Source organism: Ruegeria sp. AH7 (genome assembly GCF_056541325.1).
Genome location: NZ_JBQFYF010000010.1, coordinates 62,108 through 75,097 on the forward strand (window position 1 = coordinate 62,108; position 12,990 = coordinate 75,097).

Genomic DNA, 12,990 nt, shown 5'->3' on the forward strand with positions numbered 1-12,990 from the left:
TCCCAGATCAGTTGCTAGGGAGCCATGCCATGAGTGTTGCCAATCTTCGCCCCAATATCGACCATTGGCCTCAGCGCGTGGATATGGCCGCGACTTTTCGCTGGACTGAACGTCTGAACATGCATGAAGGCGTGGCCAATCACTTCAGTCTGGCGGTGAATGAGGATGGAACGCAGTTCCTGATGAACCCCAATCAGATTTATTTCGGGCGTATTCGGGCTTCGGACCTGTTGCTGCTGGACGCGAATGATCCCGACGTGATGACACAACCCGGCGCGCCGGACCCAACGGCTTGGGGGCTTCACGGCTCGATCCACCGTCACTGTCCCCACGCGCGATGCGTAATGCATGTGCATTCGATCTTTGCGACTGTGCTGGCCTCATTGGCTGAAAGCAATCTGCCGCCCATCGATCAGAACACGGCCACGTTCTACAACCGCTATGTCATTGATGAGGAATTCGGCGGACTGGCTTTTGAAAGCGAGGGCGAACGCTGCGCCTCAATGCTCTCGGACCCGAAGAAAAAGGTGATGATCATGGGCAACCATGGTGTACTGATCATCGGTAGTGATCCGGCAGATGCCTTTAATAGACTCTATTATTTTGAGCGCGCCGCCGAAACCTATATCCGCGCGCTACAAACCGGACAGCCTTTGCGCGTGCTCTCGGATGAGATCGCCGAAAAGACCGCTCAGGAACTGGATGACTACCCCGATCAGGCCGAGGCGCATCTGCGTGAGATCAAAGCGATGCTGGATGCCGAAGGCTCGGACTACGCAACCTGACCTCTACCCGGAGTGATTGCCATGACCGACACCGCTCAGGACCCCGAAGCCGCCCGCTGGAATTACCACCCCGAAGGCCCGGTGGGATTGAACCCGCTGTTCAATTGGCCACCGCGCCCGGGTGCCGTGCTGAAATGGTACAGCGGGGCGTGGTTGCAGATCACGGCGTTGACCCTGTGTATGGGCTTGGCCATCACAGCCTATGTGCTGTTTTTTCCCGGTTTAGAGTCTATGCGAAACTTTTCGGCCGGTTGGATGTTCCGTATCTGGCTGTTGAACATGGTGCCTCAAATCCTGGTCGCTGGTGGCCTGCATTGGTGGCTGTACATGCGCAAAGGGCAGGGCATGTACAAAAAATTCGACCGCCGCGATCTGACCCGCGACAACGGAAACTTCACCTTCCGCAATCAAGTTCTGGATAATATCTGGTGGACGCTGGGCAGCGCGATGACTGTGGCGACCGTCTATCAATGGGTGATCTACTGGGCGATGGCCAACGGGTATGTCCCGACCGTGACCTGGGCCGCTGCACCGGTTTGGTTCGTTCTATGGATGCTGTTTATCCCGATGTGGTCGGGTCTGCACTTCTATTGGGTGCATCGGCTTGAGCATCACCCGAAACTCTACAAACACGTCCACGCGGTGCATCATCGCAACGTGAATATCGGTCCGTGGTCAGGGATCTCGAACCATTGGTTTGAGAACCTCCTGTATTTCACCACCTACTTCATCCACCTGATCGTGCCGTCACACCCGATGCACCTGCTGTTCCACACGTATTTTCAGCAGATCAGCCCGGTCCTGTCCCATTCCGGGTTCGAAAAACTCAAGGCGGGGGATACGGAGGCCGCGCGCGCCGGGGATTTTTTTCACCAGCTGCACCACCGGTATTTCGAGTGCAACTATGGCACTTCGGAAATCCCGTTCGACAAGTGGTTTGGCACCTATCACGACGGGTCGGCTGAGGCGACAACCCGCACGCGGGCCTATAAAAAACAGATGTATACCTAGCGCCCCCTTAGCGCGCGCGGGGCCAGCCCGAATTCGGTTCTGAACGCGCGGGTCAGGGCGCTGGGGTCTTCGTACCCGGAGCGTAGGGCGATTTCAGCAATACTCAGGTCTGTCTCGGACACCAATTTGCGGGCCAGGTTTAACCGCAGCCGTCGATAGACCTGTGCTGGCCCTGCACCCAACTCGGATTGCATCCGCTGGGAAAGCGCCTTGTGAGATCGACCAACGCGCCGGGCGATCTCGGATATCGGAAGGGGTGTTTCCAGATGTTCCTGCATCAGCGCCAGTGCCTTGTTCACATATCCGCTGGTCGCACCTGCGCCACCCGTATGGGATCTGGCAGAATCGCGGGTCATGAACAGCTGCGCTACTTCCAGCGCCAATGCCTGCCCCTGTGCCTGTCCGATCAGGTGCAAAACCAGATCAAACGCTGCCATCGCGCCAGAACATGTGATGCGATCCCGATCAATCACGAACCGCTCGCGCACCGCATCAACATCCGGGAAACGCTCAGTAAAGCCTGTCAGTTCTTCCCAGTGAATTGTCGCGCGATACCCATCCAGAAGACCCGCCAGCGCCAGCAACCAGCTGCCGGTATCGAGCCCTGCCAATGTCTCAAAACGTGGCGCGGCCGATCTGAGACCCGAGAGGGTTTGCCAACCGCTATGAGCCTGAAACCCGTAAGACGGCATCACCATCAAAATGTCGCCACTTGCAGATTGCAGTGTGCCATGCGGCGCGACCTCTAAACCTGATGACGAAGTCACCGGCCCATCACTCAGCGACAGGAACGTCCAATGGTAGAGAATTCGCCCCGATAGCATGTTTGCGGCCCGCAAGGGCTCGACCGTGTTGGCCAGACAATGGTTCGAGAATCCATCGAACAAAAGCACACCGATTTGTTGCGGCGCAGCGGGGGATTTAGTCCAGGACTGCATGATTAACGATTAAAACTGCATGATAAAAATCTCAAGTCCGTTCACCATATGCGCAAACCCAGATTTGGAGAATTCAGATGCAATATGGTCTGTCCGACGAGCAGGAGATGATCGCGTCGACCGTGCGCAGCTTTGTCGAGAACGAAATTTACCCGCATGAAGAGTTGGTCGAACGCATCGGCGAAGTCCCGCATGAGATCGCGGAAGAGATCAAGCGCAAGACCCTCGAGTTGGGCTTTTACGCCTGCAACTTTCCCGAAAGCGTCGGATGCGCCGGACTGAACCATTTGGAATTTGCGCTTGTTGAACGTGAACTGGGGCGTGGTTCGATGGCGTTGAACCATTTCTTCGGACGTCCGCAGAACATCCTGATGGCCTGCGAGGGTGACCAGGTCGAACGGTACTTGATGCCAGCCGTACGGGGTGAGCGGATGGATGCGTTGGCCATGACTGAGCCCGGCGCGGGATCGGATGTGCGCGGGATGAAATGTGCCGCCGTTCGGGATGGCGGGGATTGGGTGGTCAACGGGACCAAGCATTTCATCTCGGGTGCCGAGCACGCGGATTTCATCATCGTCTTCATCGCGACGGGTGAGGATCAGACGCCCAAAGGGCCGAAAAAGCGCATCACCGCGTTTTTGGTGGATCGCGGCACACCGGGTTTCACCATCCGGGATGGGTACAAGTCGGTCAGCCATCGCGGCTACAAGAACATGGTGCTGGACTTCGATGATTGCCGCCTGCCGGATGCGCAGGTGCTGGGCGAGGTTGATGGCGGGTTCGAGGTGATGAACACATGGCTTTATGCCACCCGGATCACCGTGGCCGCCATGTCGGTCGGGCGCGCGCGCCGGGCCTTTGACTATGCGCTGGACTATGCCGCCACGCGCGAGCAGTTTGGCCAGAAGATTGGCAAGTTTCAGGGTGTATCCTTCCAGATCGCCGACATGATCACCGAAATCGACGCGGCGGATTTGTTGACCTTGGCGGCGGCGGATCGGCTGGACAAAGGCCTGCCCGCGAACCGAGAGATTGCCTCGGCCAAGCTCTATGCCTCTGAAATGCTGGCACGAGTGACCGATGCAGCCATTCAAGTTCATGGTGGGATGGGATTGATGGATGACTATCCGCTGGAAAGGTTCTGGCGGGATGCACGGGTCGAACGTATATGGGATGGCACCAGCGAGATCCAACGTCATATCATCAGTCGAGATTTGCTGAGGGCGCTGGGCGCATGAGGCCCCTGGGGCGTGTTCTGAACCCGTCATCGATGGCCGTGATTGGTGGCGGAGCCTGGTGTGCAGACGTTATCGCTCAGGCCCAAATGTTCGGGTTCGCCGGGGATATCTGGCCCGTTCAACCCAAAGCAGATCAGGTCTCGGGCGAGCGTGCTGTGCCCTCGATTGCGGATTTGCCGCGTCCGCCGGATGTTGCTTTTGTTGGTATCAATCGCCATTCGACGATCCCTGTGGTTTCAGAACTGTCCGCAGCGGGCGCGGGCGGTGCGGTTTGCTTTGCGTCCGGGTTTACCGAAGCCAAGGCCGAAGATGATCAGGGTGCTGATCTTCAGGCGCAACTGGTCGCGGCGGCGGGTGACATGCCGATCCTTGGGCCGAACTGCTACGGCTTCGTCAACGGGTTGGAACGTGCCGCTATCTGGCCGGATCAACACGGAATGCGGCCGGTTGACCGAGGTGTGGCGATCCTGACGCAAAGCTCGAACATCGCCATCAATATGACGATGCAGCAACGCGCGCTGCCGCTGGCCTTCATGCTGACTTGCGGGAACCAGGCGCAGACGCATCAGACCGATATCGCGGCGGCCCTTTTGGACGATGACCGTATCACTGCGATTGGTGTTCATATCGAAGGGTTTGGTGATCTGCGGAAATGGGAGGCTTTGGCCGCAAAAGCGCATGAGCGGGGCGTGCCCGTCGTCGCTTTGAAGATGGGCCGGTCGCAACACGCGCAGGCGGCGACGATCTCGCACACGGCCTCACTGGCGGGTGGTGATGCTGGAGCACAGGCGTTTCTGGATCGACTGGGCATTGCGCGGCTTGATGATATCCCCAGTTTTCTGGAATGCCTCAAGCTGTTGCATGTTGCGGGGCGGCTGGACGGAAACGGTTTGGGCATGATCAGTTGCTCGGGGGGTGAGGCCAGCCTGGCCGCTGACATGGCCGAAGGGCGAGATCTGCATTTTCCGCCCCTGACCGATCAACAGCGCACGGACCTGCGTGCCGCTCTGGGCCCCATGGTGGCGCTGGCAAATCCGCTGGATTATCACACCTATATTTGGCGCGATACCGAGGCGATGACCCGCGCTTGGTCGGGGATCACCGGGCCGGACAAGGGCATGACCATGGCCATCGTGGATTATCCGCATACGGATGCGACAGATTGGGTGTGTGCCACGCAGGCCGCGTTGAACTGTGTTGCCGCGACTGATCGACCGTTTGCTGTGACGGCGACTTTGCCGGAGCTGATGCCTGAACATGTGGCACAGCAATTGTCAGATGGTGGGGTGGTGCCCTTTTCCGGGCTGCATGAGGCATTGTCAGCCGTTGAGGCCGCAGCGCGACCTTTGCCGCCCGCCTCTGATCCCGTGTTGCTGCCTTCAGATACACCCGCAGATCAGGTTCTGAGCGAGGCAGAGGCGAAATCGGCACTTGCGGGTTTTGGCCTGCGCATCCCGCGCAGTTTTGAGATTGCAGCGCAAGACGCAACGCAGATTCCAAACGACCTGCAAGAACCGTTTGCGGTGAAAGGCGTCGGGCTGGCGCATAAGACCGAACATGATGCGGTTCGGCTGGGTGTTCCGCGATGCGATCTGGCCGAAGCCATCAGATCGATTGGCACCGATACGGTACTGATCGAAGAGATGGCAAATGGTGCTGTGGTCGAGCTGTTGATCGGTGTGACCCGTGATCCGGCGCATGGCTATGTTTTGACTCTTGGGGCCGGAGGGGTGCTGACGGAAATTCTGCGCGACACGGTCTCGGTCCTGATCCCGTCCTCTCGGGCCGCTGTTCACGTGGCGCTGGGCAAGCTGGCCTGTGCACCTCTGTTATCAGGATATCGCGGCAAAGCATCTGCCGACATGGACGCGATTCTGGATGCGGTCGAGGCGGTGCAGAACTATGTCATTGCCAATGCGGCAACAGTCGAAGAAGTTGAGATTAACCCGCTGATCTGCACCGCCGAGGACGCGGTTGCAGTGGATGCGCTGATCCGAAAGGCAAGCCAATGAGTCCGATCAAAACCCGCCGTGATGGCGCAATTCTCGAAGTTACTTTGGACCGGCCCAAAGCCAATGCGATTGATCTGGCCACAAGCCGGATCATGGGCGAAGCGTTTCAGGAATTCCGCGATGATTCCGAGTTGCGTGTGGCGATTCTGACGGGTGGCGGAGAGAAGTTCTTTTGCCCCGGCTGGGATCTGAAGGCCGCAGCCGACGGTGATGCGGTGGATGGCGATTACGGCGTTGGCGGATTCGGCGGGTTGCAGGAACTGCGCGATATGAACAAGCCGGTGATTGCGGCAGTCAATGGCATTGCCTGCGGTGGCGGCCTGGAACTGGCGCTGAGCGCCGACATGATCATCGCCTCGGAAAACGCCAGCTTTGCCCTGCCCGAGATCCGCTCGGGTACGGTGGCTGATGCGGCCAGTGTCAAGCTGCCCAAACGCATTCCCTATCACATCGCGATGGAACTGCTTCTGACAGGGCGTTGGTTCGATCCGGAAGAGGCCCATCGTTGGGGGCTGGTCAATGAGGTCGTGCCCGGCGATCAACTGATGGATCGCGCCTGGGAACTTGCGCGGTTGTTGGCCAGCGGTCCACCTCTGGTCTATGCGGCGATCAAGGAGATCGTGCGCGATGCCGAGGATGCGAAGTTCCAGGACGCGATGAACCGGATCACAAAGCGGCAACTGCCCAGTGTGGATGTGCTGTACGGGTCTGAGGACAACCTAGAGGGCGCGCGCGCCTTTGCTGAAAAGCGCGATCCGGTTTGGAAAGGGCGATAGGGGGCTCTGCCCCGGCGCGGCAGTCCGCGCCTCCCCCGGGATATTTTTGGCCAGATGAAGTTCGGATCAAATGCGCTCGAACAATGCGATGAAAGCGGTGTCGTCTTTGTTGGGGCCGGCGGCGAGATCGCCGTAGATTTTGACTTCGGGTAGGGAGAGGTTTTGGATCTGACCCCGTTCCAAGTGGCGGAGCGCTTCGGCAAAGCCCAGTTTTTCAAAATGCTTCGTATTGATCGACAGCGCGAACTGCGCGCCCGGTCGCGCGACGCGCAACAGGGCGGGCAGTACCTCAGGGCCGAGGTGCCCATGGGTGAAAGTGCCTGAGGATACGATGCCCGAATAGTTGTGTCGCGGCACGGGGATACCGGTGTTGAGGTCGGCCTCGATCGCATCACGGTAGATGTCCTTGCGCATGGCCTGTTCCAGCATTTCTGCGCTGATATCGGTGGCATCGATTGGTCCTACGCCCAAGCGGGTCAGAACTGCTCCGCAAAGGCCGGTGCCTGCGCCTACGTCCAGCACCGGGCCCTGCCCGAAGGCGCCGACAAAGGCGCGGGCGGTGCGGATATGCAGCTGATAGTCCTCGCGCATGGCGAAACCGTCATCATAGTCGCCTGCCCATTCGGCATAGAGACGTTTGTTGTCCTCGGGCGAGGTCAGCGCATAGGCGGCGTGCAGGTCGGGTGTTTTGTTGGTCATGCTGTCATGAAAGGCGCAGGAGGGGATTCGAATCAAGTCGTCCATGAGATGCTTGCATCCCGGTTCCGTCCAGATCATCTAGGGGGGATGACACGAACGCTTTTCTCTTTTGGCCACGGCTATTCGGCGCAGGCCCTATCGCGCCGCTTAGCGCCGAATGGGTGGAACATCATCGGGACCACGCGTGACGCCGATGGAATGGCTGCGATCCGAGCGTCTGGGGCCGTGCCCTTGGTCTGGCCCGGAGATTTGCCGGACCTGGACGGTGTGACACATGTTTTGATTTCCACGGCGCCGGCCGAAGAGGGTGATCCTGTTCTGGCGGCGTTGAGGGATGAGATCGTGGCGCGGGCGGCTCAGTTCACCTGGGTGGGGTATTTATCTACCACGGCGATTTATGGCGATCATCAGGGCGATTGGGTAGACGAAGCGACCCCGCCTGCGCCGACGGCGAAGCGGGGCCGCTGGCGTCTGCGGGCCGAGGAGCAATGGAAGGCCATTCCAGGGCTGCCCGTTCATATCTTCCGCCTAGCGGGGATCTATGGGCCTGGGCGGGGGCCGTTTTCCAAGCTTAAACGCGGTGGGTTGCGGCGGATCATCAAGCCGGGGCAGGTGTTTTCACGCATCCATGTCGACGACATTGCACAGGTTTTGGCGGCCTCTATGGCGGCACCAAATCCTGGCGCAGTGTACAATGTTTGCGATGACGAGCCGGTTCCGCCGCAGGATGTGATCGGCTACGCGGCGGAGTTGCAGGGTCTGCCCTTGCCGCCAGCCGTGCCCTATGACGAAGCTGATTTGACCCCGATGGCGCGCAGTTTCTACAATGAGAACAAGCGCGTTCGGAATGATCGGATCAAGGACGAGCTTGGGGTGCAGCTGCTGTACCCCAATTATCGCGTTGGTCTTGAGGCGTTGCTGAAAGGGCAATAGCCCGGTTCATCGCGCCGCCGCTTTGATCATGTCAGCCGCTTTTTCAGCGATCATGATCGTGGGAGCGTTGGTGTTGCCCGATACCAGCGTCGGCATGATCGAGGCATCGACAACTCTTAGTCCGTTGATACCGTGCACCTTAAGCTCGGGGTCGACTACGGCCATATCATCCAGGCCCATTTTGCATGTCCCGACGGGGTGATAGATCGTGTCGGCGCGGGCGCGAATATGCTGTTCCCAATCCGCATCCGTGGTTGCGGTGTCGGTTCCGAACATTTCGGATTTCCTGAACTTGGACAGAGCAGGCGCTTGCATAATCTCGCGCATCATGCGGGCGCCTTTGATCATGGTCTCAAGATCGCGGTCATCGGACAGAAAGCCGGGGTCGATGGCGGGGGCGGCAAACGGATCGGCGCTCTGCAGCCCGACCGAGCCGCGGCTGTGTGGGCGCAGCTTACAGACATGGCAGCTATAGCCGTAGCCATAATGCAGTTTTCTGGCGTGATCATCGACCAGCGCGATGGCGAAATGCAGCTGGATATCGGGGCGGTCGAGATCCGGAGAGGTTTTTAAGAAAGCCCCCCCTTCGGCAAAGGGTGTCGCTGCCATCGACGCACCGGTTTTGCGCCATCGCCAGAGGTGGCCCAACAGGCGCGCTGCACCAACCAGACCAAGTCCGAAGTTATCCGTGTCCTTGCTTTTGTAGGCGAGAATGAAATCCAGATGGTCTTGCAGATTCTTGCCTACGCCGGGCAGCGCATGCCGGACTGGTATTCCGTTTTGGCGCAGCTCATCCTCGGCGCCGATCCCCGAAAGCTGCAACAGTTGCGGCGATTGAAGCGCCCCGGCGCAGATCAGCACTTCTAGTCTGGCAGATACACTAAGATCGGGGCCTTTCGCCTTTCGTTTGTAGATCACACCCGTGGCGCGTTTGCCTTCAAAGGTCAGTTCCTTTGCGTGCGCATAGGTGATCACCGTCAGATTGGGGCGGTCCATCACCGGGTGGACATAGGCAGCTGCGGTCGAACAGCGTTCTCCATTTCTGTCCGGATCATGAAACTGGGTGACCTGATATAGGCCCACGCCTTCATTATTGCCGCGATTGAAATCTTGGGTGTGTCTATGTTGAAGTTGTTCTGCTGCCTCTACAAAGGCATGGGTCACTGGGCGCGGTTCTTTTTGATGTGACACCTGCAGCGGGCCTTTGTCGCCATGCAAATCATCAGCGCCCTGTTCGTTATTCTCGGACTTTTTGAAGTAGGGCATGACGCTGTCCCAATCCCAACCGATGCACCCTTGATCGGCCCAGCCATCATAATCCTGTCGCTGCCCCCGAACATAAAGCATCGCGTTGATGGCACTTGATCCACCCAAGGCCTTGCCGCGCGGCTGATAGCCCCTGCGCCCGTTCAAACCGGGTTGAGGAACTGTCTCGAACGCCCAGTTGCTGATCTTTGGGCGCCCCGGTAACGCGGCAACGATGGCGGCGGGCATTCGAATAATAAGGTGATCGCCCAGCCCCCCAGCTTCGAGCAAGCAAACCGTTTTTTGCGGATCTTCGCTTAGACGGTTGGCAAGGACAGATCCCGCCGAGCCGCCACCGACAATAACATAGTCAAATTCCATATAAGTGCCTTTAACGTTTTGGGAGCGCCGCGTGGTATTTTGGGGGTCAGGGGGAACGGCGCGTGGTAATGAAGCCGACTGTGCCCGAGCGGGATGTAGAAACACAATCGCCAATTTCAGTTCGGACACAGGGTCATTTGAAAAGCGAGGATAGTGTCTGCCTCAGCAGTCGTTAAGCTATAAGAAAAATCTATTGTTGCCATCCAAAAAGAGAACTTATTCTCATGACTTCACTTTGGTATACGAGGCGCGACGCAAGAGATCAGTGAAGATTCCGCATCATCATTCTGGGCTTAGGCTTGAAAACGATATCGGTGACATCTTTCTGTGATCTTGTTGATTGCAAGTTTTATTGCGCAAAGCCGCAAGTCCTTAGCCAGCATTGGAGATCGATATGGATGGAAGTGATAACCCCAAAACGGGCGGATGCCCCGTGATGCACGGTGCCGGGACACGATCAAATCGTGACTGGTGGCCCAATCAACTGAACCTGTCGATCTTGCATCAGCATGCGCCAGCCTCGAACCCGATGGATGCTGACTTCGACTATTCCGAAGAATTCCAAAAGCTGGATATGAAGGCGCTGAAAGACGACCTTTATGCGTTGATGACGGATTCACAGGACTGGTGGCCCGCAGATTACGGCCATTATGGTGGCTTCTTCATCCGGATGGCCTGGCACAGCGCGGGGACCTATCGTACGGCGGATGGCCGTGGCGGAGCTTCGACTGGTAACCAACGCTTTGCACCCTTGAACAGCTGGCCGGACAACGGCAACCTCGACAAGGCGCGTCGTCTGCTGTGGCCGATCAAGCAGAAATACGGCAACCAGATTTCCTGGGCCGACCTGATGATCCTGGCGGGTAACTGCGCGATTGAATCAATGGGTGGTAAGACCTTTGGTTTCGCTGGTGGTCGCGAAGACATCTGGGCCCCCGAGGAAGATATCTATTGGGGCTCGGAAACCGAATGGCTCGCCCCGACCGACAACCCGCACAGCCGTTATTCGGGTGAACGCGATTTGGAAAATCCGCTGGCTGCTGTGCAAATGGGTCTGATCTACGTGAACCCCGAAGGTCCAGACGGACAGCCTGATGCGCTGGCTTCGGGTCGGGATATTCGCGACACCTTTGGCCGGATGGCGATGAATGACGAAGAAACCGTCGCTCTGGTCGCAGGTGGCCACACCTTTGGTAAGGCGCATGGTGCGGGTGATCCTGATCTGGTTGGTCCCGATCCAGAGGCCGCTCCGATCGAGGAAATGGGCTTTGGCTGGATCAACAAGTTCGGCTCGGGCAAAGGTGACGACACCACCACCTCGGGCATTGAGGGCGCATGGACGGCGAATCCCATCAAATGGGACAATGGCTATTTCGACCTGCTGTTTGGCTATGACTGGAACCTGACCAAAAGCCCCTCAGGCGCATGGATCTGGGAGCCGGTGAACGTCAAAGAAAAAGACATGGCCCCGCAGGCGCATGATCCGTCCAAGAAGGTCAAGACCATGATGACCACCGCCGACATGGCGATGCGCATGGACCCGATCTATGGCCCGATCTCGAAACGCTTCCACGAGAACCCGGAAGAGTTCGCTGATGCTTTCGCCCGCGCCTGGTTTAAACTGACCCACCGCGACATGGGCCCACGCGCGGCCTATATCGGCCCAGAAGCCCCGACCGAGGAGCTGCTGTGGCAAGACAACGTCCCCGCCGTCAATCACGATCTGGTCGATGATGCGGATGTTGCCGACCTCAAAGCCAAGATCGCCGCCACCGGCCTGTCGGTGTCCGAGCTGGTCTCGACCGCGTGGGCCTCGGCCTCGACCTTCCGTGGATCGGACAAGCGCGGTGGTGCCAACGGGGCCCGTATCCGCCTTGCGCCGCAGAAGGACTGGGATGTGAACGAGCCGATGAAACTGTCCAAGGCGCTGGGCGCACTGGAAGGCGTTCAGTCTGCGTTCAACGATGCGCAGTCTGGGGGCAAGAAAGTGTCTCTGGCCGATGTGATCGTTCTGGCCGGCGCTGTAGGTGTCGAACAGGCAGCGAAAGCTGGTGGTCAGGATGTCGAGGTACCGTTCACTCCGGGCCGCACCGATGCGACGCAAGAGCAGACGGATGTGGACAGTTTCGCCGTGATGGAGCCTGCCGCTGACGGATTCCGTAACTATCAGAAGGCTGATTACACTGTTTCGCCCGAAGAGCTGTTGGTCGACCGTGCACAGCTGCTGACTCTGTCAGCACCCGAGATGACAGCGCTTGTGGGCGGTCTGCGTGTACTGGGCGCCAACTTTGGCGACAGCAAACATGGCGTGTTTACAGATCGTGTTGGAACGCTCAGTACAGACTTCTTCACCAACATTCTGGACATGAGCACAGAATGGAAGCCGTCTGGCAAAGGCGTATACGAAGGACGCGACCGCACGAGTGGCGAGGTCAAGTGGACAGGCACTCGTGTCGATCTGGTCTTTGGTTCGAACTCGCAATTGCGGGCGTTGGCCGAGGTCTACGGTCAGGCCGGTGCCGAGGGCAAATTCGTCTGTGACTTTGTCTCGGCCTGGAACAAGGTGATGAACGCGGACCGCTTCGATCTGAAGTAAGCCTACTATTATTCAAGCGAGTTGTGCCGCCCGAGGAGACTCGGGCGGCGTTTTCTTTGACCCGGCTCTGGTGTGCATACCAAGCATTGGGTACGATTCCACTGGATGGTTGGTCTTTGCTGGGAGCGAAGCAATGGGTCAGCAGGTTTTCTGCGAAGTTTCTGAAGCTAACCTATTGTTTTCATTAACCTGGACAAGTTTCTGCCGAGAAATGTGAAGTTTTTTCAAAATGGGGGTTGCAGGTGTCTGACCTAATCCGTAAATACCCCTTCACCGGCGCAGCTGAGGTTGTTGTTGGGACGCTAGAGATGGCGGAGACGGGCCGGAGAGACGGTTGAGACGCTCGGGAGAGACCGGGGGCATCTTGAGGGACTGG

At 58.3% G+C, this 12,990-nt stretch carries 10 protein-coding genes; 7 read left to right on the forward strand and 3 right to left on the reverse strand.

Features of this window, described 5'->3' with window-relative positions; all coding sequences use genetic code 11:
- The first annotated feature begins 29 nt into the window (after positions 1–29).
- A complete protein-coding gene (locus ACR0JX_RS18905) occupies positions 30–785 on the forward strand; it encodes a class II aldolase and adducin N-terminal domain-containing protein (protein WP_480545307.1) in 756 nt (251 codons plus the stop codon).
- Between the two features lie 21 nt (positions 786–806).
- Entirely contained in the window at positions 807–1,796 is a 990-nt protein-coding gene (locus ACR0JX_RS18910; protein ID WP_480545308.1) for a sterol desaturase family protein, read from the forward strand.
- Here the strand turns inward: ACR0JX_RS18910 and ACR0JX_RS18915 are convergent.
- On the reverse strand, positions 1,793–2,734 hold the full coding sequence (locus ACR0JX_RS18915; protein ID WP_480545309.1) for a GlxA family transcriptional regulator: 942 nt from the start codon (positions 2,732–2,734) through the stop codon (positions 1,793–1,795). The genes ACR0JX_RS18910 and ACR0JX_RS18915 overlap by 4 nt on opposite strands.
- A 77-nt stretch (positions 2,735–2,811) precedes the next feature.
- Between ACR0JX_RS18915 and ACR0JX_RS18920 the strand changes: the two genes are divergently transcribed.
- From ACR0JX_RS18920 to ACR0JX_RS18930, 3 genes are read left to right on the forward strand one after another with little or no spacing between them, the layout of a single operon-like run.
- Positions 2,812–3,972 (forward strand): acyl-CoA dehydrogenase family protein, encoded by a 1,161-nt coding sequence (locus ACR0JX_RS18920; RefSeq protein WP_480545310.1) that lies wholly within the window; start codon positions 2,812–2,814, stop codon positions 3,970–3,972.
- Positions 3,969–5,984 (forward strand): acetate--CoA ligase family protein, encoded by a 2,016-nt coding sequence (locus ACR0JX_RS18925; RefSeq protein WP_480545311.1) that lies wholly within the window; start codon positions 3,969–3,971, stop codon positions 5,982–5,984. Before ACR0JX_RS18920 ends, ACR0JX_RS18925 begins: the two co-directional genes overlap by 4 nt.
- Positions 5,981–6,760 carry a carnitinyl-CoA dehydratase gene (locus ACR0JX_RS18930; RefSeq protein ID WP_480545312.1) on the forward strand — a complete coding sequence of 260 codons (780 nt, stop codon included), beginning with the start codon at positions 5,981–5,983 and terminating at the stop codon, positions 6,758–6,760. Before ACR0JX_RS18925 ends, ACR0JX_RS18930 begins: the two co-directional genes overlap by 4 nt.
- 66 nt (positions 6,761–6,826) lie before the next feature.
- Here the strand turns inward: ACR0JX_RS18930 and ACR0JX_RS18935 are convergent, their stop codons facing one another.
- Positions 6,827–7,459, reverse strand: coding sequence for a class I SAM-dependent DNA methyltransferase (locus ACR0JX_RS18935; protein WP_480545319.1), 633 nt, complete (start codon positions 7,457–7,459; stop codon positions 6,827–6,829).
- An 87-nt stretch (positions 7,460–7,546) separates the two neighbouring features.
- Between ACR0JX_RS18935 and ACR0JX_RS18940 the strand changes: the two genes are divergently transcribed.
- Positions 7,547–8,392, forward strand: coding sequence for an SDR family oxidoreductase (locus ACR0JX_RS18940; RefSeq protein WP_480545313.1), 846 nt, complete (start codon positions 7,547–7,549; stop codon positions 8,390–8,392).
- Between the two features lie 6 nt (positions 8,393–8,398).
- On the opposite strand, the gene ACR0JX_RS18945 is transcribed toward ACR0JX_RS18940, so the two are convergent.
- On the reverse strand, positions 8,399–10,018 hold the full coding sequence (locus ACR0JX_RS18945) for a GMC family oxidoreductase (RefSeq protein ID WP_480545314.1): 1,620 nt from the start codon (positions 10,016–10,018) through the stop codon (positions 8,399–8,401).
- Positions 10,019–10,412: 394 nt separating this feature from the next.
- On the opposite strand from ACR0JX_RS18945, the gene katG reads away from it, so the two are divergent.
- A complete protein-coding gene (gene katG / locus ACR0JX_RS18950; protein WP_480545315.1) occupies positions 10,413–12,614 on the forward strand; it encodes a catalase/peroxidase HPI in 2,202 nt (733 codons plus the stop codon).
- Positions 12,615–12,990 lie beyond the last annotated feature (376 nt).

What these genes read in the sequence shown, in the direction of transcription:
- ACR0JX_RS18940 (WP_480545313.1), top strand. Translation starts at nt 7,547, where the DNA reads ATGACACGAACGCTTTTCTCTTTTGGCCACGGCTATTCGGCGCAGGCC.
- ACR0JX_RS18935 (WP_480545319.1), bottom strand. Translation starts at nt 7,459, where the DNA reads ATGACCAACAAAACACCCGACCTGCACGCCGCCTATGCGCTGACCTCG.
- katG (WP_480545315.1), top strand. Translation starts at nt 10,413, where the DNA reads ATGGATGGAAGTGATAACCCCAAAACGGGCGGATGCCCCGTGATGCAC.
- ACR0JX_RS18905 (WP_480545307.1), top strand. Translation starts at nt 30, where the DNA reads ATGAGTGTTGCCAATCTTCGCCCCAATATCGACCATTGGCCTCAGCGC.
- ACR0JX_RS18930 (WP_480545312.1), top strand. Translation starts at nt 5,981, where the DNA reads ATGAGTCCGATCAAAACCCGCCGTGATGGCGCAATTCTCGAAGTTACT.
- ACR0JX_RS18925 (WP_480545311.1), top strand. Translation starts at nt 3,969, where the DNA reads ATGAGGCCCCTGGGGCGTGTTCTGAACCCGTCATCGATGGCCGTGATT.
- ACR0JX_RS18915 (WP_480545309.1), bottom strand. Translation starts at nt 2,734, where the DNA reads ATGCAGTCCTGGACTAAATCCCCCGCTGCGCCGCAACAAATCGGTGTG.
- ACR0JX_RS18910 (WP_480545308.1), top strand. Translation starts at nt 807, where the DNA reads ATGACCGACACCGCTCAGGACCCCGAAGCCGCCCGCTGGAATTACCAC.
- ACR0JX_RS18945 (WP_480545314.1), bottom strand. Translation starts at nt 10,018, where the DNA reads ATGGAATTTGACTATGTTATTGTCGGTGGCGGCTCGGCGGGATCTGTC.
- ACR0JX_RS18920 (WP_480545310.1), top strand. Translation starts at nt 2,812, where the DNA reads ATGCAATATGGTCTGTCCGACGAGCAGGAGATGATCGCGTCGACCGTG.